20 protein-coding genes are annotated in these 17,903 nt (G+C 73.4%); 14 read left to right on the plus strand and 6 right to left on the minus strand.

Translation table 11 applies throughout. The annotated features are described in order from the left end of the window. Positions 1–33: 33 nt before the first annotated feature. The 6 genes from ACFYW7_RS28950 to ACFYW7_RS28975 are packed head-to-tail and all read left to right on the plus strand — an operon-like array spanning position 34 to position 4,427. Entirely contained in the window at positions 34–981 is a 948-nt protein-coding gene (locus ACFYW7_RS28950) for a NifU family protein (protein ID WP_389507602.1), read from the plus strand. After that, entirely contained in the window at positions 978–1,667 is a 690-nt protein-coding gene (locus ACFYW7_RS28955; RefSeq protein ID WP_389507604.1) for a DUF5947 family protein, read from the plus strand. Before ACFYW7_RS28950 ends, ACFYW7_RS28955 begins: the two co-directional genes overlap by 4 nt. After that, on the plus strand, positions 1,664–2,305 hold the full coding sequence (locus ACFYW7_RS28960; RefSeq protein WP_389507606.1) for a DUF6084 family protein: 642 nt from the start codon (positions 1,664–1,666) through the stop codon (positions 2,303–2,305). Before ACFYW7_RS28955 ends, ACFYW7_RS28960 begins: the two co-directional genes overlap by 4 nt. Position 2,306: 1 nt before the next feature. Beyond that, positions 2,307–3,749 (plus strand): hypothetical protein, encoded by a 1,443-nt coding sequence (locus ACFYW7_RS28965; protein WP_389507608.1) that lies wholly within the window; start codon positions 2,307–2,309, stop codon positions 3,747–3,749. Next, complete coding sequence (locus ACFYW7_RS28970; RefSeq protein ID WP_389507610.1) at positions 3,746–4,306, plus strand: hydrogenase maturation protease; 561 nt, start codon at positions 3,746–3,748, stop codon at positions 4,304–4,306. The genes ACFYW7_RS28965 and ACFYW7_RS28970 overlap by 4 nt, the downstream gene beginning before the upstream one ends. Before the next feature lie 16 nt (positions 4,307–4,322). Then, the gene (locus ACFYW7_RS28975) at positions 4,323–4,427 is read left to right on the plus strand and encodes a DUF6893 family small protein (RefSeq protein ID WP_389507612.1); all 105 of its coding nucleotides are present in this window, start codon (positions 4,323–4,325) and stop codon (positions 4,425–4,427) included. On the opposite strand, the gene ACFYW7_RS28980 is transcribed toward ACFYW7_RS28975, so the two are convergent. Continuing rightward, complete coding sequence (locus tag ACFYW7_RS28980) at positions 4,403–4,840, minus strand: helix-turn-helix transcriptional regulator (RefSeq protein ID WP_389507614.1); 438 nt, start codon at positions 4,838–4,840, stop codon at positions 4,403–4,405. The genes ACFYW7_RS28975 and ACFYW7_RS28980 overlap by 25 nt on opposite strands. Positions 4,841–4,928: 88 nt before the next feature. On the opposite strand from ACFYW7_RS28980, the gene ACFYW7_RS28985 reads away from it, so the two are divergent. From ACFYW7_RS28985 to ACFYW7_RS29020, 8 genes are all read left to right on the plus strand, one after another. Beyond that, on the plus strand, positions 4,929–5,366 hold the full coding sequence (locus tag ACFYW7_RS28985) for a hydrogenase maturation nickel metallochaperone HypA (protein WP_389507616.1): 438 nt from the start codon (positions 4,929–4,931) through the stop codon (positions 5,364–5,366). After that, positions 5,350–6,180, plus strand: coding sequence for a hydrogenase nickel incorporation protein HypB (gene hypB, locus ACFYW7_RS28990; RefSeq protein WP_389507618.1), 831 nt, complete (start codon positions 5,350–5,352; stop codon positions 6,178–6,180). Before ACFYW7_RS28985 ends, hypB begins: the two co-directional genes overlap by 17 nt. Next, positions 6,177–8,537 (plus strand): carbamoyltransferase HypF, encoded by a 2,361-nt coding sequence (hypF, locus tag ACFYW7_RS28995; RefSeq protein ID WP_389507620.1) that lies wholly within the window; start codon positions 6,177–6,179, stop codon positions 8,535–8,537. The genes hypB and hypF overlap by 4 nt, the downstream gene beginning before the upstream one ends. 47 nt (positions 8,538–8,584) lie before the next feature. Further along, entirely contained in the window at positions 8,585–8,923 is a 339-nt protein-coding gene (locus tag ACFYW7_RS29000) for a HypC/HybG/HupF family hydrogenase formation chaperone (RefSeq protein WP_389507622.1), read from the plus strand. Next, a complete protein-coding gene (hypD, locus tag ACFYW7_RS29005; protein ID WP_389507624.1) occupies positions 8,920–10,038 on the plus strand; it encodes a hydrogenase formation protein HypD in 1,119 nt (372 codons plus the stop codon). Before ACFYW7_RS29000 ends, hypD begins: the two co-directional genes overlap by 4 nt. Before the next feature lie 73 nt (positions 10,039–10,111). Next, positions 10,112–11,101, plus strand: a complete 990-nt coding sequence (hypE, locus tag ACFYW7_RS29010) for a hydrogenase expression/formation protein HypE (RefSeq protein WP_389507984.1) — start codon at positions 10,112–10,114, stop codon at positions 11,099–11,101. Positions 11,102–11,422: 321 nt separating this feature from the next. Next, positions 11,423–11,779, plus strand: coding sequence for a DUF779 domain-containing protein (locus tag ACFYW7_RS29015; protein ID WP_389507626.1), 357 nt, complete (start codon positions 11,423–11,425; stop codon positions 11,777–11,779). A 75-nt stretch (positions 11,780–11,854) separates the two neighbouring features. Further along, positions 11,855–13,084, plus strand: a complete 1,230-nt coding sequence (locus ACFYW7_RS29020) for a phosphodiester glycosidase family protein (protein WP_389507628.1) — start codon at positions 11,855–11,857, stop codon at positions 13,082–13,084. Between the two features lie 12 nt (positions 13,085–13,096). Here ACFYW7_RS29020 and ACFYW7_RS29025 read toward each other — a convergent pair whose 3' ends face one another. The 5 genes from ACFYW7_RS29025 to ACFYW7_RS29045 form a co-directional block, all read right to left on the minus strand. Then, complete coding sequence (locus tag ACFYW7_RS29025) at positions 13,097–13,291, minus strand: hypothetical protein (RefSeq protein WP_261704269.1); 195 nt, start codon at positions 13,289–13,291, stop codon at positions 13,097–13,099. A gap of 104 nt (positions 13,292–13,395) precedes the next feature. Continuing rightward, positions 13,396–14,259: a phosphatidylinositol-specific phospholipase C/glycerophosphodiester phosphodiesterase family protein gene (locus ACFYW7_RS29030; RefSeq protein ID WP_389507630.1), complete on the minus strand. Its 864-nt coding sequence runs from the start codon at positions 14,257–14,259 to the stop codon at positions 13,396–13,398. A 359-nt stretch (positions 14,260–14,618) separates the two neighbouring features. Then, complete coding sequence (locus ACFYW7_RS29035; RefSeq protein WP_389507632.1) at positions 14,619–15,731, minus strand: acyl-CoA dehydrogenase family protein; 1,113 nt, start codon at positions 15,729–15,731, stop codon at positions 14,619–14,621. After that, the gene (locus ACFYW7_RS29040) at positions 15,710–16,912 is read right to left on the minus strand and encodes an acyl-CoA dehydrogenase family protein (RefSeq protein ID WP_389507634.1); all 1,203 of its coding nucleotides are present in this window, start codon (positions 16,910–16,912) and stop codon (positions 15,710–15,712) included. The genes ACFYW7_RS29035 and ACFYW7_RS29040 overlap by 22 nt, the downstream gene beginning before the upstream one ends. Next, positions 16,909–17,886 (minus strand): NADPH:quinone oxidoreductase family protein, encoded by a 978-nt coding sequence (locus ACFYW7_RS29045; RefSeq protein WP_389507636.1) that lies wholly within the window; start codon positions 17,884–17,886, stop codon positions 16,909–16,911. Before ACFYW7_RS29045 ends, ACFYW7_RS29040 begins: the two co-directional genes overlap by 4 nt. Positions 17,887–17,903: the final 17 nt, after the last annotated feature.

Consider the following 17,903-nt stretch of genomic DNA (forward strand, 5'->3'; position numbering starts at 1 on the left):
AGTCCGATCCTTCCTCAGAAGAGGGGCTTGCCGATGGCCGGACAGGAAACGGGTGAGCGGATAGGCGCGCTGCTCGACGAGCTGGCGCGGCAGGCGGGACCGGAGGCACGCGAGACGGCGGACGAACTCGTGCGCTGCGTCGTGGAGTTCTACGGCGAGGGGCTGGCCCGCGCCGTACGGCTGCTGCGCTCCGCCCCGCGCGGCGCGGACCCGCTGGCCGTCCTCACCGCCGACGAACTCGTCAGCGATCTGCTGATCCTGCACGATCTGCATCCCGAGGACACCGCGACCCGGGTGGGCCGGGCCCTCGACAAGGTCCGCCCCTACCTCGGCTCGCACGCGGGCGACGTGGAGGTGGCCGGGCTCGACATGGAGGCGGCCGACGGCCCCACGCTGCGCCTCAGGCTGCGCGGGAGCTGCGACGGCTGCCCGTCGTCGACCCAGACCGTGCGCTGGACCATCGAGGAGGCGGTCGCCCGGATCGCCCCCGAGGTGGAGCACATCGAGGTCGAGGGCATGGCCGAGGAGAACCCGGCGCAGCCCCTGCTCCAGATCCTGCCGCACCCGCCGGACGCCGCTCCGGGCGACCTGGCCGAGCCTCCCGGAGCGGCGGCGGCCGCCGCTCCCGCCGGGTCCCCCGGGCCGGGCGACGCGGCGCGCTGGTACCCGCTCGGCGACCGCGCGCTGCCCGTGGGCGAGCGGGCCACGGGCGTCACCGACGTCGCCGGCCGCACCCTGCTGCTGGTCCGGCTGCCGGGACAGCTGTACGCCTACCGCGACCGTTGCCCGGTGTGCGCCGCGAGTCTCGCCCCGGCCGTGCTGGACGGCGAGCTGCTGCGCTGCGCGGGGTGCGCGGCCGCGTTCGACGTGCACCGGGCGGGCCGGGGCGAGCGGGCCCATCTGGAACCCGTACCGCTGCTGGAGGAGGAGGGGTCCGTGCGGGTCGCCCTGCCCGGCGAGCTGCTGGGGGCGGGGCCATGACCTCCGACGTCCTCAAGCAGTTCACCAGGAGGCCGCCGCCCCCGGGCGAGCGCTGCGACCTGTGCGGGGAGCCGCTGCCCGCCGGGCACCGGCACCTGGTCGACACCTCCCGGCGGTCCCTCAAGTGCGCGTGTCCGCACTGCCATCTGCTCTTCGTCCGGCCGGGTGCGGGCCAGGGCCGTTTCCGCGCGGTCCCGGACCGGTACCTCACCGATCCCGGGTTCGAGCTGGACGAGGCGGACTGGAACCGGCTGCAGATCCCGGTCGCGCTCGCCTTCTTCTTCCGCAACTCCGACCTCGACCGCCTCGCGGCCTTCTACCCGAGCCCGGCGGGCGCCACCGAGAGCGAACTCGACCCGCTGACCTGGGACACGGTCCTCGGTCGCAGCCGGCTCACGGAGCTGCTCGAACCCGATGTGGAGGCGTTGCTGCTGCACCGCGAGCGCGGTGGCTCGGTGACGTGCACGCTCGTCCCGGTCGACGTCTGCTACGAACTGGTCGGCCGGATGCGGCTGCACTGGAAGGGTTTCGACGGCGGCGCCGAGGCCCGCGCGGACATCGCGGAGTTCTTCGAGCGGATCACGGCGGCCGCCCGGCCGCTGGAGGCCGGACCGGCGCCGCTGGAGAACGGGTCCGCGCCGGTGGATTCCGGGCGTCCGGCCACGCACCCCGGGGGCGCCCCGTGACCGATCTCCGGTTCACCTGTACCGGTGTGCGCCCCGAGCCGTACGGAGCCGGGCCCACGCTGCTGTTCGGGCTGCGCATCGAGGAGGCCGACCATCAGCCGGTGCACGCCGTGGCGCTGCGCTGCCAGATCCGTATCGAGCCCGCCGGCCGGTCGTACGAGCCGGAGGAGGTCGACATGCTGGGTGACCTGTTCGGTGAGCCGAGCCGCTGGAGCAGCACGCTCAAGCCGTTGCAGTTCGCCCATGCCTCCATCACCGTCCCGGGGTTCACCGGTTCGACGGAGGTCGACCTGCCGGTGCCCTGCACCTACGACACGGAGGTCGCGTCCGCCTCCTACTTCCGGGCGCTGACCCGCGGTGAGGTCCCGCTGCTGCTGCTCTTCTCCGGCACGGTGTTCACGGGCCGGGACGGCTTCCGGGCCGAGCCGGTGCCCTGGCACAAGGAGACGTCGTACCGGATGCCGGTGGACGTGTGGCGGAACCTGATCGAGCAGTACTTCCCCAACTCCGGCTGGCTGCGGGTGCGGCTGGACGTGCTGGACGCGCTGCGCCGCCACCGGTCCGCGCGTGCCCTGCCCTCCTGGGAGCGGGTCTTCGAGGAACTCCTCGCCGGCGCCGACGCGAAGGGGGGCGACTGAGATGGGCCATCCCCTGGAGGGCGGCTTCGAGCGGGCCCGCGCGGTGGCGGACGCCGTCCTGTTCGAGGGCTACGTCCTCTACCCCTATCGGGCCTCGGCCGCGAAGAACCGACTGCGCTGGCAGTTCGGCGTCCTGGTGCCGCCCGCCTGGACGGCGACCACCGGAGAGCACGCCGTCCAGCGCACCGAGTGCCTGCTGGAGCCCCGCTCCGGGGACCGGCTCCACGCCGAGCTGCGCTTCCTCCACGTCCGGCGGCGCACGGTCGAACGGCTCGACGCCGACGGCGGTTACACGGAGGTGCCCGAACTCGACCTGCCCGACAGGGTGTTGGTGCCCTGGGACGAGGGTCACGAGGAACGCGTCCTGATCCACGAGACGTTCGCCGGGCTGACGGGTGATCAGGCCGTGACCCACGCCGTCGGGTTCGACCTTCCGGCGGCCGTCGAGTACGAACCGGTGACCGACGCGGAGGGCCGGACGCTGGGCCGACTGGTCCGGCGCAGACAACGGATAGCGGGTGAACTGCGGCCACGTGTCGAGGAGTTGCCCGGACCCTACCGGGTGCTGCGGCTCACGGTGAGCGTGCACAACACCACCGTCGCCCCCGCGGACTCCGGTACCGACCGCGAGACCGCCCTCGCCCACAGCATGATCGGCACCCATCTGCTGCTCGGCGTGCCCGGCGGACGGTTCCTGTCGTTGACCGATCCTCCCGAGTGGGCCCGGCCGGCCGCCGCGAGCTGTCACAACGACCACACCTGGCCCGTCCTCGCGGGACCGCCCGGTACGGAGGACGTCATGCTGTCCTCGCCGATCATCCTGGAGGACCACCCCGCCGTCGCCGAGGAGAGCCCGGGGCCGCTCTACGACGCCACCGAGATCGACGAGATCCTCTCGCTGCGCACGGCCGCGCTCACCGAGCGGGAGAAGCGCGAGGCCCGTGGCACGGACGCCCGCGCCGCCGAGGTCATCGACCTGGTCGACGACATGCCGGACGCGGTCCGCGAACGACTGCACGGGGCGATCCGGGGGCTGCGCGAGGTCACCGGCGACGAGCCCGGCGACGGCCCCTCGGGCGGGGGCCGCGACTCCGCCCCCAGGACCGGGCTGAGCCTGCCGCAGGGCCCCGGGCACCCCTGGTGGGACCCGGAGCAGGACCCCGAGGGCGCCGGGACGGCGACCGCGGTCGTCATCGACGGCGAGACCGTACGGGCCGGCAGCAGGGTCAGGCTCACCCCCGGCGCCCGGCGCTCCGACGCCCAGGACGCCTTCCTCGTCGGTCGGCACGCCACGGTCGAGGCCGTGGTCGGCGACCTCGACGGCGAGACCCACCTGGCCGTGGTGGTGGACGACGACCCCGGCACCGACGTACGCCGTGCCCAGGGGCGCTTCCTGTACTTCAAGCCCGACGAGGTGGCCCCGCTGAAGGAGGAGGCGCCATGACCGGATCCGAGGCGACCGGCGCGTCCGGTACGGCCGGGCCCGAGGTGACCCCCCGCGTCCTGGTCGCCGGGGTCGGCAACGTGTTCCTCCAGGACGACGGCTTCGGGGTGGAGACCGTACGGCGACTCGCCGCGCGCACCACCGAACTGCCGCCCGGCGTCGAGCTGATGGACGCCGGGATCCGCGGGGTGCACCTCGCCTACCGGCTGCTGGAGGGCTATCGGACCCTCGTGCTCGTGGACCTCGTGAGCCGCGGCGGCGCACCGGGCACGCTCTACACGATCGACGTCGGCCCCGAGCCCCCCGCGGCCCGGGCGGAACCCGGGCCGATGGACACGCACGCCATGGATCCCGCCACCGTGCTGGCCCTGCTGCACGATCTGCACGCGGGCGCGGGCGGCACCCTCCCCGAGGAGGTGTACGTCATCGGCTGCGAACCCGGCGACACGAACGAGGGCATGGGCCTGACCCCCGCGGTGGCCGACTCCGTGGAGGCCGCCGCCGGCCTGGTGCTCGACCTGGTACGCCGTGCTTCCTCTGTACCCCAGGGGAGCTGACCCGATGGAGGCAAGGATGGAATGGCAATGGGTGGGCGTGGCCGCGGGCCTCGTGGTGGCCTACGGGATCGCCAGGAACCTGTCGGACATCCGCCGCTACTTGCGCATGCGGCGCATGTGATCCGGCGCAGGAGCACGATCCGGTGCGCGCGCGCCGGTGCCCGGCCCCTGGCCGCCGCGCCCCGCCCGGCCGCCGACGTCCTCCAGCTGCACGTACCGCTCGAGGAAGAGATGCAGGGTGCCGTGGAGTTCGCCGAGCCGCACGAACCACAGGGCGAGGTTCATGGCGCCCTGCTGGGTGATCGCGTAGACGCGGCGCGCGGGGCCGCTCTCCGAGGCGTGCCAGTGCGAGATGACCTCGCCGCTGCTCTCCATGCCCCGCAGCAGCCGGTACACATGCGCCTGGTCGGCGTCGGCGCACCCGAAAGCCCCCAGGCGCTGCACCAGCTCGTAGCCATGACCTTGGCGTTCGGCCAGCAACAGGAGCAGCACCGGGGTGAGCAGAGCGCGTCGCTCGACCTCGTGCCCGGTCATCTTCCTCTCAGACTAACCAGGCCCGCGCGAACCCCACACCCGGACGCCGCCCGGCCGCGCGCGGACTCGACGCGGGGTGGTGAGGTCCGTGCATGAGTTGTCCATCGCCGTCGCGGTCGTCGAACAGGTCGAGCGGGCGGGGCGGGAGCGGGGCCGCCCGGTCGTGTCGCTGACCCTGCGGATCGGTGAGCTCGCGGGGGTGGTGCCCGAGGCGCTGGACTTCTCGTTCGGGCTGGCTGCGGAGGGCACCGCGCTGGCGGGGGCCCGTCTGCTGATCGAGACTGTCGAGGCACGGGCCCATTGCGACGGCTGCGGCCGCGAGGCGCCGACCGGGATGCCCCCGGTGCTGTGGTGCGCCGGGTGCGGGGCGACCGTGACCCTGCTCAGCGGCCGGGAGCTGGAGATCGCCCGGGTGACGTGGGGCGAGGAACCCCGGGACGCAAGGGGCCCGTCCGACGGGTCGCGGGCCGCGTCGGACGGGTCAGGGACACGCGACGAGGAGGCGAGCCATGTGCCGCACCGTTGACCTGCATCAGGCGGTCCTCGCCAGGAACGACGAGAACGCGCTGGCCCTGCGGGGCTATCTGAGTGACCGCGGCACCGTGGCGGTGAACCTGCTGTCCAGTCCGGGCAGCGGCAAGACGGCCCTGCTCGAACAACTGCTCGCCCGCGCCACCGCGGGCGGCACCCCGGCCGCCGCCGTCACCGCCGACCTGGCCACCGAGAACGACGCGACCCGGCTGGCCCGGTCGGGTGCCCCGGTCCAGCAGATCCTCACCGACGGGCTGTGCCATCTGGAGGCGGGCATGCTGCGGCGGCGGCTGGAGGGCTGGCTGCCCGAGGGCACCCGGCTGCTGTTCGTCGAGAACGTCGGCAATCTCGTGTGCCCCGCCTCCTACGACCTCGGGGAGACCCTGCGCGTCGCGCTCGCGTCGGTGACGGAGGGCGAGGACAAGCCGGTCAAGTACCCGACGGCGTTCGGGCTGGCCCAGCTGGTCGTGATCACCAAGACGGACATCGCGGACGCCGTCGACTTCGACCGGGCGGCGTTCCTGCGCGGTGTCCACCAGGTCAACCCGGGCGTACCCGTCCTGGAGACCTCGGCCCGCACCGGCCAGGGCGTCGACGAACTGCTGGCGCACGTGCTGCGCTGCGCGGCGGGCACCGAGACGCACGTCCCCGTCCTGGCGCGGCAGCACGAGCGGTACCTGCACAGCCACAGCCACGAGGACGGGCCGGGACACCCGCGGCCGGACGGCCACCCGCACCCCGACGGGCGGGAGAGGGAGGCCGGGGCGGCCGTCCAAGGCCTCGCGCCGACGCGGGAGCCCGAGCGATGAGACGGGCTCCGGGGCGCGAGCGCAGGCACGTCACCGTCACGGGCGTGGTCCAGGGAGTGGGTTTCCGGCCCTTCGTGTACACCCTCGCGGAGGAACTGGGGCTGACCGGCTGGGTCACCAACAACGCGCGCGGCGTCGAGGCCGAGGTGGAGGGCCCGGCCGCCGACGTGGCCGCGTTCTGCGAGCGGCTCGGGACGCGTCCGCCGCCCCTGGCGGTCGTCGAAACCGTCGAGCACCGTGCCGTGCCCCTGGCGGACGACGGCCCGGTGTTCACGATCCGCCCCTCGTCCGGCGGCCTCGGCCGCACCCTCGTCTCCCCGGACACCGCCACCTGCGACGCCTGTCTGAGCGAGCTCGCGGACCCCGGCGACCGGCGGTACCGGCACCCGTTCATCACCTGCACGCACTGCGGTCCGCGGTTCACCATCGTGACCTCGCTGCCGTACGACCGGGACCGCACCACGATGGCGGACTTCCCCCTGTGCGCCGACTGCGCCGCCGAGTACGCCGACCCCGCCGACCGGCGTTTCCACGCCCAGCCGATCGCGTGCCCCGCCTGCGGCCCCCGGCTCACCCTGCGCACCGGGCCCGGTGACCCCGGGGAGCTGTCCGACGGGCGGGCCCTGGCCGAGGCGCGCCGGCTGCTGGCCGAGGGCGCCGTCGTGGCGGTCAAGGGGATCGGCGGCTACCACCTGGCGTGCGACGCGGGCGACCCCACGGCCGTCCGCACGCTGCGCAAGCGCAAGAACCGGGGCGGCAAGCCCTTCGCGGTGCTGGCCGACTCCCTGGAGACGGTACGGCGACTCGCCCATGTCGGCCCGGTGGAGCGGGAGTTGCTGCTCGGGCCGCGCAAACCGGTGGTCCTGCTGCGGCGGCGCGCGGGGGCGGGCGACGAGATCGCGGCGGGGGTCGCGCCCGGTAGCCCCGACCTCGGCATCATGCTCCCGTACACGCCGGTGCACCGACTGCTGCTCGGTCTGCCCGGCGATCCGCCGGGTCCGGCCGTCCTCGTCATGACCAGCGGGAACCGCGCGGGCGAACCCATCGTCACCGACGACACCGAGGCACTCACCCGGCTGGCCGGGCTGGCCGACGCCTGGCTGGCCCACGACCGTCCCATCCACGTGCCCTGCGACGACTCGGTGGTGCGGGTCTGCGCGGGCGCCGAGCTTCCGGTGCGCCGCTCGCGCGGCTACGCGCCCTTCCCGATCGCGCTGCCGGTGCCGGTGGTGCCCGCGCTGGCCGTGGGCGGCGATCTGAAGAACACCTTCTGCGCCGGGGACGGCCGCTACGCCTGGCTGTCGGCGCACGTCGGGGACATGGACGACCTCGCCACCCTGACCGCCTTCGAGCGGGCCACGGGCCATCTCACGGACCTCACCGGTGTCGCGCCGACCCTGCTGATCGCCGACCGGCATCCCGGCTATCGCGCCACCCGGTGGGCGCGGCGCGCCGCCGGGGCCCGCGGGCTGCCCCTGCGTCAGGTGCAGCACCACCACGCCCATGTCGCCTCCGCCATGGCCGAGCACGGGCTCGACGGGTCGGCCCCGGTGATCGGGGTCGCCTTCGACGGCACCGGGTACGGCGACGACGGTGCCGTGTGGGGCGGCGAGGTGCTGCTCGCCGACTACGACGGCTACCGGCGGTTCGCCCATCTGGGCTATGTGCCGCTGCCGGGCGGAGACGCCGCCGTACGCAACCCCTACCGGATGGCGCTGTCGCACCTGCGGGCGGCGGGACTGCCCTGGGCCGACGACCTGCCGTGCGCCGCGGCCGCCACCCCCGAGGAACGGCGGCTGCTCGAACGGCAGCTGGAGCGGGGGCTGAACTGCGTGGCCACGTCCAGCATGGGCCGTCTGTTCGACGCGGTGTCCTCGCTCGCGGGGGTCTGTCACCGGGTCGAGTACGAGGCGCAGGCGGCGATGGAACTGGAGAACGCGGCGCTGGACGACCTGGCGGGCCCCCTCACCGACGACGAGCGGAACGACGCGTACCGGTTCATGCTGAGAACGGTCCGTCAGGACCCCGAGGCACCGCTGATCGCCGATCCGGCGCCGGTTCTGGCCGCCGCCGTCGCGGACGTCCGTGCCGGCGTCCCGGCGGGCCCCGTGGCCCGTCGGTTCCATCGGGCCGTGGTCGCCCTGGTCCAGGAGGTGTGCGCGGTGGCGCGAGAGCGGAGCGGCATCCGCACGGTGGCACTCAGCGGTGGGGTGTTCTGCAACGCCCTGCTGACCGAGGGCTGCGGCACCGTCCTGGAACGGGACGGCTTCACCGTACTGAGGCACCACAGGGTTCCCCCCAACGACGGCGGCCTGGCCCTCGGGCAGTTGATCGTCGCCGCCCGGGATCGGGACTAGCACGGCAGGAGCGAGGCAGGAACGCAGGAACGAGGCAGGAGCGAGTCATGTGTCTGGCCGTACCCGGCCGAGTGCTGGAGATCGAGGAACGCGACGCGACACGGATGGCCAAGGTGGACTTCGGCGGCGTCGTCAAGGACGTGTGTCTGGAGTACGTGCCGGACATGAAGGTCGGTGACTACGCCATCGTCCACGTGGGATTCGCGTTGCAGCGCCTCGACGAGGAGTCGGCGAAGCAGACCCTGGAACTCTTCGAGAACCTCGGGGTGCTGGAGGAGGAGTTCGGCGACGCCTGGGGCAAGGCCGCCCGGGACGCGGGCGCCGAACGCCCCGCCGGAACGGGACTCCCTCCCCTGGAGGACGTCGAGAAGGAGGCACGGTCATGAAGTACCTGGACGAGTTCAGCGACCCGGTCCTCGCCAAGCGGCTCTTCGACGACATCAGGGCGACCACCACCCGGCCCTGGTCGATCATGGAGGTGTGCGGCGGTCAGACACACTCGATCATCCGCCACGGCATCGACCAGCTCCTGCCCGAGGAGATCCAGCTGATCCACGGCCCGGGCTGCCCGGTCTGCGTGACCCCGCTGGAGATCATCGACAAGGCCCTGGAGATCGCCTCCCGCCCGGACGTGATCTTCTGCTCCTTCGGCGACATGCTGCGCGTGCCCGGCAGCGGACGCGACCTGTTCAAGGTCAAGAGCGAAGGCGCGGACGTACGGGTCGTGTACTCGCCGCTGGACGCGTTGAAGATCGCGCAGGAGAACCCCGAGCGGCAGGTCGTGTTCTTCGGCATCGGCTTCGAGACCACGGCACCGCCCAACGCGATGACCGTCTACCAGGCCAGGAAGCTGGACATCCCCAACTTCAGCCTGCTGGTGTCGCACGTCAAGGTGCCCCCGGCCATCGACGCGATCATGAACTCGCCGGACTGCCGGGTCCAGGCGTTCCTTGCCGCCGGGCACGTCTGCACGGTGATGGGCATGGCCGAGTACCCCGAACTCGCCGAGAAGCACCGGGTGCCGATCGTGGTGACCGGCTTCGAGCCGCTCGACATCCTGGAGGGCATCCGCCGCGCCGTGCGGCAGCTGGAGGCGGGGCAGCACACCGTGGAGAACGCCTATCCGCGGGCGGTGCAGCCCGAGGGGAGCCCGGCCGCCCGGGCCATGCTGTCCGACGTCTTCGAGGTGACCGACCGGGCCTGGCGCGGCATCGGCGTGATTCCGCGAAGTGGTTGGCGGCTGTCGCCCAAGTACCGCGACTACGACGCCGAGCACCGCTTCTCGGTGACCGGCATCGACACCCAGGAGTCGACCGTCTGCCGCAGCGGCGAGGTGCTCCAGGGACTCATCAAGCCGCACGAGTGCGCCGCGTTCGGCAAGGAGTGCACCCCGCGCAATCCGCTGGGCGCGACCATGGTCTCCAGCGAGGGCGCGTGCGCCGCGTACTACCTCTACCGGCGTCTGGAGACCCCGGACAAGGAGGCGAGCTCCGTTGGCTGACTCCGCTCCGGCTCCCGTCGACTTCTCCTCCTGGACCTGTCCCGCGCCGCTGCGCGACCACGACCGGATCGTGATGGGGCACGGAGGCGGCGGCACGCTCTCCGCCGAACTGGTGGAGCACCTGTTCGCGCCCGCCTTCGGCAACGACGTGCTCGCCGAACTCGGCGACTCCGCGCGTCTGCTGCTGGGCGGCGCCCGGCTCGCCTTCTCCACCGACTCCTTCGTCGTCCGGCCGCTGTTCTTCCCCGGCGGCAGCATCGGGGACCTCGCCGTCAACGGCACGGTCAACGACCTGGCCATGGCGGGGGCCGTACCGGCCTACCTCTCCTGCGGGTTCATCCTCGAGGAGGGCGTCGAACTCTCCGTCGTGGGACGGGTGGCCGAGGCGCTGGGCGAGGCCGCCCGGACGGCCGGTGTGGTCGTCGCGACCGGCGACACCAAGGTCGTCGACGCGGGCCACGGTGACGGCGTCTTCATCAACACCGCCGGGATCGGACTGATCCCGGACGGCGTCGACATCCGTCCGCAGCGCGCGGCACCCGGTGACGTGGTGCTGGTCAGCGGGCCGATCGGCGTGCACGGGGTGGCGATCATGAGCGTGCGGGAGGGGCTGGAGTTCGGCGTCGAGATCCAGAGCGACACCGCGTCGCTGGCCGGTCTGGTCGCGGACATGCTGGCCGTCCACCCCGGCATCCACGTGCTGCGCGACCCGACCCGGGGCGGTCTGGCGACCACCCTGAACGAGATCGCGGCGGCGGCGCGGGTCGGCATCACGCTCGACGAGCGTTCGCTGCCCGTCCCCGAGACGGTCGCCAACGCCTGCGCCTTCCTCGGCCTCGATCCGCTGTACGTGGCCAACGAGGGCAAGCTGGTGGCGTTCGTGGCACCGGAGCACGCCGACGCCGTGCTCGCCGCGATGCGCGCCCACCCGCTCGGCAAGGAGTCCGTGGCGATCGGCCACTGCGTCCCCGACCACCCGGGCATGGTGGTCGCGGCCACCGGACTGGGCGGCACCCGGGTGGTGGACATGCCGCTCGGCGAGCAACTGCCGCGCATCTGCTGATACATCACCCCGCTCGCTCCGCGCCGGCCGACGCCTCGCACCGGCCGGCACACGGAGTCGGTACGTCCGGCACGCCGAGCCGGCCGACTCACGGCAGAACGCGCCCACGGACATCCAGCGCTTCCGAAACCGGCCCCCGGTGGCTCCCGCGACGTGCGGGGCCACCGGGGGCCGGTCCATCCGGTTCCGGCGGGCGCAACCCTGTCGCAACGTCCGGCGTGGTCCGCTGAGTCGTGCCTTGCGCGGACGGCCCCTACGTGCCTGACGCCACCCGCCGTCGGCGGGATCCGTGCGCGCCGTGAGACCCGAGGGGGAGAGCCGATGGACGTCGTCCCACGCGTGGACCTGACCCCCGCCGCCGCCGAGCTGCTGAGGCGACTGCACACCCTGCACGGACCCCTGATGTTCCACCAGTCGGGCGGCTGCTGCGACGGCAGCGCGCCCATGTGCTTCCCGGAGGGCGAGTTCCGCACCGGCGGCTCCGACATCATGCTCGCCGAGCTGGTGGTCGAGGGCGTCGACGAGCCGGTGACCTTCTGGATGTCCAAGAGCCAGTACGAGCTGTGGAGCCACACGCGGTTGACCGTGGACGTCGTGCCGGGCCGGGGCAGCGGCTTCTCACTGGAAGCACCCGAAGGAGTGCGTTTCCTGATCCGTTCCAGCGTCGTCGACGCCTAGCCACCGCCCCCGGCACCTCCCTCTGGTGCGATTCCCCTGAGTCCTGGGAAAGTTGACGAGACATCAGGGGGCATCGTGACGCGTCGCGACGGACGTTTCAGAACGGCACTGACGGTCTTCACGGCCTGCGGGGCGCTGACCTCGGCCGCCCTGACGGGGGCGGCGCCGGCCGGCGCGGCGGAGGGCACGGACGCCATCGCGCCCGGCGTCGAGTACATCGAGTTGGACATCCCGGCGGCCAAGGGGGTGGCGCACGCCCACGTGTTGAGCGTCGATCTGCGCAACCCCCGCGTGCGCGTCGACCTGCTGTACCCCGGAGCGGTGGCGTCGCGGGCGCCGGTCTCCGTGCTCGCCGACTCCCGGGACGCCGTCGCCGGCGTCAACGGCGACTTCTTCGACATCACGGAGACCCAGCACCCGGGCGTCGAGGCGACGGGCGCGACGGTGGGCCCGGCGATCGCGAGCGGCCGTGCGCTCAAGGGGGCCGTCCCCGACGGCCAGCGGTTCGGACCGGCGCTGCCGCCCGGCACGAACACCGAGGACGTGTTCGGGGTGGGCGTCGACCGCCGGGCCCGGCTGGACGGCATGGCCCTCGACGGGTCCGTCCGCAGTTCCGGGGGCACGTGGCCGCTGGGCGGGTTCAACCAGTACGCGCTGCCGGTCGGCTCGGTCGGCGCGTTCACCGAGGACTGGGGCGCCGCCTCGCGGGTGCGGGCGACCTGCGGAACGGACACCGACCGGGCCGCGCCGTGCAGCGCGGACACCTACGAGGTGACGGTCCGCCGCGGCCGGGTCGTGGCCGCCGCCGAGGCTCCGGGCGGCGGGGCGATCGCGCCGGGCACCACCGTGCTGGTGGGCCGGGAGGAGGGTGCCCGGCGGCTGCGGGGGCTGTCCGTGGGCGATCGGGTCGGGGTGCGGCACCGGCTGGTCGCGGAGTCCTCCCGGGTGCCGTACCGCTTCGCGGTCGGGGGCTACCCGATGATGACCGACGGCGTGCCGCTGCCGGGACTGGACGACAGCACCTCCGCCGTGCGGACCGCGGTGGGCTTCTCCGACCACGGACGCCGGATGCAGTTCCTCGCCCTGGACGGCGCCCCGGGGTTCCGCGGCGGCCTCACCATCGCCGAGGTGACGGCCGCCATGGGGCGGCTGGGCTCACGGGACGCCTTCAGTCTGGACGGTGGCGGATCCACCACGATGGTCGCCCGGAGGCCGGGAGCGGACGCGGTCAGCGTCCTCAACCATCCGAGCGGTGGCGCCGAGCGTCCGGTCCCGAACGGCATCGGGGTGTTCACCCGCCCGTGACGCGGCGGCACGTCACGGTGTCAGGCTGCCCACGATGTCCGCCGTCGCGGTGAGACCGCTGTGGATGGTCGGGGCCATGCTCGTGCTGGCCAGCAGGAAACCGAGCAGCGCGCAGACCAGGGCGTGGGAGATCTTCAGTCCACCGTTGCGCAGGAAGATCACCGCCAGTACCAGGAGCAGCAGCACCACGGAAATGGAAATGGCCATCGTCACCCTCCTCCGCCACGTCCACATCGCGGCGTTCGGCCGTCAGTGTGGCGTAGCGGAGGGTTCGTCCGGGCGGCTGACGTGTCCTCCGAAAGAGTGGTCTTCTACCGGAGGCCGTAGGTGTCCAGGAACGTTTCGAGACCGCCCAGGTCATCGGTGTTGAGGTGGTCCACGTCGGCGGCGAGAAGTTCGCGCCAGAGTGCCTCGCGTGCCGGACCGGCGGCGTCGGGTGTCGCCCAGAACCGGACCCGCTGCCCGCGCGCGTGCGCGGCGGCCGTGATGCCCCGCAGTTTCTCGCGTTCGGCGGGCGGGAACGGGCCCGCTCCCAGCCAGCTGAAGCTGAGGGTCCAGTTGTCGCTGATCAGGGGGACGAAGGAGGCGGGGGCGGCGCTGCCGAGGTCGGCGAGGCGGCCGTCGTAGAAGGCGCGCCGCACGGTCTGCGCCTCCATGGGCACCCGCGCGGCACGGTCCCCGGAGATCACGGCCGTGACCGGGCCGGGGTGGACCCTGCCGTGCGCGTACGTCGTGAACAGGTGCGGGTGGCGGCGCAGACGGCGGTCGAGCTCCAGGTACGTCGAGGATCCCTCGGTCTTGATGTCGATGAGCAGTTGCAGCGGTTTGTGGTGTCCCCGGTACACCGAGCCGTGGTTGGCCCCGACCCGGGCGGCCAGCGGGTCGAGGTAGAGGGATTCGAGCGTGCGGGTGGGGTCGAGGTCCACCGGGTCGTGGGCGACGAGGAGTTGGCCGTCGACGAGGTAGATGTCGGCCTCGACGCTGCCGAAGCGGTGGTCGAGGGCGTCGAAGAGGGGGCGCGGATGGTCGTAGTCGTTGTGCGCGTGGGCTCGCCACAGGGGGCGCGTGCGGGGTTTCGTCCCGCCCGCCAGGGCCCGCGAGGCGGGCAGGGCGATCGAGCCGGCGAGGGCGGCGCCGAGGGCGGTGAGGGCTCTGCGACGGGTGGTACGGGCCATGTTCCGTCTCCCTTGGGGGTGCCGTACAGGACGTCAGGGAGTATGCGGCCTCGTGAGCCCAAGGAGCCCCGCCTTCGCGGGAGTTGACCGATCCGCCGCTACGTGTTCACCTCGCCCGGCCCGGCGTGCGAGGTCGTTCCGCGCACGGATCGGGGGCACCGACGGACACCACGGTCCCGGCGCACGCACCCGGCACGCGGCATCGGCTCCGGTACTCGGTCCCGGCACGCGGGCTCTGACGCGCGGGGCACAGCTCGGACACGCGGCTCGGACGTACGGCTCGGACGTACGGCTCCGGCACCGGCTCCGGGGCGCGAAAAAGCCCGCCCCGGGTGGGGCGGGCTTCGTTCGGGACGGTGTCAGGGCGTCGGGAGGTCCACCAGCGCGGCGAGGGCCGCGCGGTGCGCGCCCGCCGTGCCGTACGCGATCGAGTCGGCCTTGGCGCGCTTCAGGTACAGGTGCGCCGGGTGCTCCCAGGTCATGCCGATACCGCCGTGCAGTTGAACCGCCTCCTCGGCGGCGCGCACCGCGACGGGCGCCGCGTACGCCGCCGCGACGGCGACCGCCACGTCGCCGTCCGGGCTGCCGGTGGCCAGCGCGTCGGCGGCGTTCCGGGCGGCGGCGCGCGCGCCCACGACCTCCAGCCACACCTGGGCCAGCCGGTGCTTGAGCGCCTGGAATCCGCCGACGGGACGGTTGAACTGCTTCCGCTCCTTCAGGTAGCGGACCGTCTCCGTCAACGACCAGTCGGCGAGCCCGAGCTGCTCCGAGGCGAGCAGTCCGGCGCCGGCCCGCAGGGCGCGGCGGACGGCCGGTTCGGCGTCGCCGAGCCGGCGGCCGGGGGCGCCGGTCAGCGTGACCGTGGCGAGGGGGCGGGTGAGGTCCAGGGACACCAGCGGGGTGAGGGTGACGGCGGAGGAGTCCACCGCGTACAGACCACCGTCGTCCGCGGGGACGAGCAGCACGTCGGCACCGACCGCGTCCGCGATGCCGGTCAGCTCGCCGTGCAGAGCACCGTTCTCGACCCGTACGGTCGCGAAGGCGGCGCCCGGGGCGAGGTGCAGTCCGACGGCCAGGGCGCCGATCGACGTGGCGGAGGCCAGATCCCTGAGCAGGTCGTCGGCGCCGCACTCCAGCAGCGCCTCCGTGGCGACCACGGCGCTGGTCAGGTACGGCACGGGCGCGACCGCCCGGCCGAGTTCCTCGAGGACGACGGCGGCCTCGCGGTGCGTGGCGCCCTGGCCGTCCAGCTCCTCCGGGACCAGCAGGCCGGCCAGGCCCATCCCGTCGGTCAGCGCCTTCCACAGCGCGAGGTCGTGCGGGGCGTCCGACTCGGTGCGCGCGATGACCGCCGCCGGGTCGCAACGGTCGGCCAGCAGGTCGCGTACCGCCGACCGCAACGCCTCCTCCTCCTCGGTGTAGAGGAGGTCGGGCTGGGTGCTCTCCTGGCTCATCGGGCGAGGTCCTTCCATGCGACGTCCTTGTCGGTGCGCGGCTCGGACGGCAGGCCAAGAACGCGTTCGGCGACGATGTTCAGCAGGACCTCGCTGGTCCCGCCCTCGATGCTGTTGCCCTTGGAACGGAGGTAGCGGTAGCCGGCGTCCCGGCCGGTGAAGTCGACCAGTTCCGGCCGGCGCATCGTCCAGTCCTCGTACAGCAGGCCCTCCTCGCCGAGGAGTTCGACCTCCAGTCCGCTGATCTCCTGGTTGAGCCGGGCGAAGCCGAGCTTCATGCCGGCGCCCTCGTGGCCGGGCTGGCCCAGGGCGAGCTGCTGGCGCAGCCGCTCGCCGGAGAGCCGGGCGACCTCGGCCTCGACCCACAGCCTCAGCAGCCGCTGGTGCGTGTCGTGGGTGCGCAGTTCGGGCCGCTCGCGCCAGGTCTTCGCGACCGGGCCGATCATGCCGCCCTCGCGGGGGATGCGCATGCCGCCGATGGACACGCGCTCGTTCATCAGCGTGGTCTGCGCGACCCGCCAGCCGTCGCCGACCTCGCCGAGGCGGTGCGCGTCGGGAATGCGGACGTCGGTGAGGAAGACCTCGTTGAACTCGGCCTCTCCGGTGATCTGGCGCAGCGGCCGGACCTCGACACCGGGGTCGGTCATGTCGCAGATGAAGTACGTGATGCCCCGGTGCTTGGGCACGTCCGGGTCGGTGCGGGCGATGAGGATGGCCCAGCGGGCGAGGTGGGCGCTGGAGGTCCACACCTTCTGGCCGTTGACCACCCACTCCCCGCCGTTGCCCGCCCCGTCGCCGTCCGCGTGGACGGCGCGGGTGCCGAGGGCGGCGAGGTCCGAGCCCGCGCCGGGCTCGCTGAAGAGCTGGCACCACACCTCCTCGCCCACCCACAGGGGCCGCAGGAAGCGCCGCTTCTGCTCCTCGGTGCCGAAGCCGAGGATGGTCGGGGCGGCCATGCCGAGGCCGATGCCGATCCGCCGCGGGTCGTTGTCGGGCGCGCCCGCCGCGGCCAACTCGGCGTCCACGACGGCCTGGAGGCTGCGCGGGGCGCCGAGTCCGCCGAGGCCCTCGGGGTAGTGCACCCAGGCGAGCCCGGCGTCGAAGCGGGCCTTGAGGAAGTCCACCCGGTCGGTTTCCCCGGGGGGATGCGCGGCCAGCAACTCCTGGGTGCGGCGGCGCAGTTCGGCTGCGTCGGTCATGCGGCGGCTCCGTTCTGAAGTGCGGGCACCACGGCGATGCGCCCGGTGGTGACTCCGTCGGCGACGCGCTGAACGGCGGCGGCCGCCCCGCTCAGCGGCACCCGCTCGCTCACCAGCGGCTTGATCGCGCCCCGCGCGGCCAGTTCGGTGAGCTGCTCGTGGCAGTGCAGGACGAGCTTCGGGTTCTTGGTGTTGTACAGGCCCCAGTGCAGGCCGAGGATCGCGTAGTTCTTGACGAGGGCGTGGTTCAGCGCGGGGGTCGGGATCGAGCCGCTCGCGAAGCCGACGACCACGATGCGGCCCTCGAAGGCGACGACCTTCGTGGACTGGGTGTAGGCCTCGCCGCCCACGGGGTCGTAGATCACGTCCGCGCCGCGTCCGCCGGTCGCCTCCTTGACGGCGGCGATGACGTCCTCGGCGCGCCGGTCGATCACGACGTCGCAGCCCAGCTCGCGTGCCGCCGCGGCCTTGCCGGCGCCGCCCACGACACCGATGACCCGCGCGCCCGCGGCCTTGCCGAGCTGCACGGCCGCGCTGCCGACCCCGCCGGCCGCCGCGTGGACGAGCAGGGTCTCGCCGGCCTCCAGGCGGGCCCGGCGGTGCAGGCCGAACCAGCCGGTCTGGTAGCCGATGTGCAGGGCCGCGGCCTCGGCGTCGTCGAGGGCCTCGGGCGCCGGCAGGAGGGCGGCGGCGTCCGCGACCGCGTACTCGGCGAACCCGCCGTGCGGCAGCGCGGGGTTCGCGATCACCCGGCGGCCGTCCTCGGTCTCGCCGCAGATCTCCACCCCGGGCGTGAACGGCAGCGGCGGCCTGACCTGGTACTGGCCCCGGCACATCAGCGCGTCCGGGAAGTTGATGTTCGCGGCGCGCACCTTGAGCAAGACCTGACCGGCACCGGGCGTCGGCCGATCCACCTCCTGGAGGCGCATCGCCTCTGCGGGCTCGCCGTTCTGGTGCACTTGCCATGCCTGCATGCGGGGCCTCCAGGGGA

Origin of the sequence: Streptomyces sp. NPDC002580, from assembly GCF_042889485.1 — a bacterium.
Classification (GTDB): Bacteria; Actinomycetota; Actinomycetes; order Streptomycetales; family Streptomycetaceae; genus Streptomyces.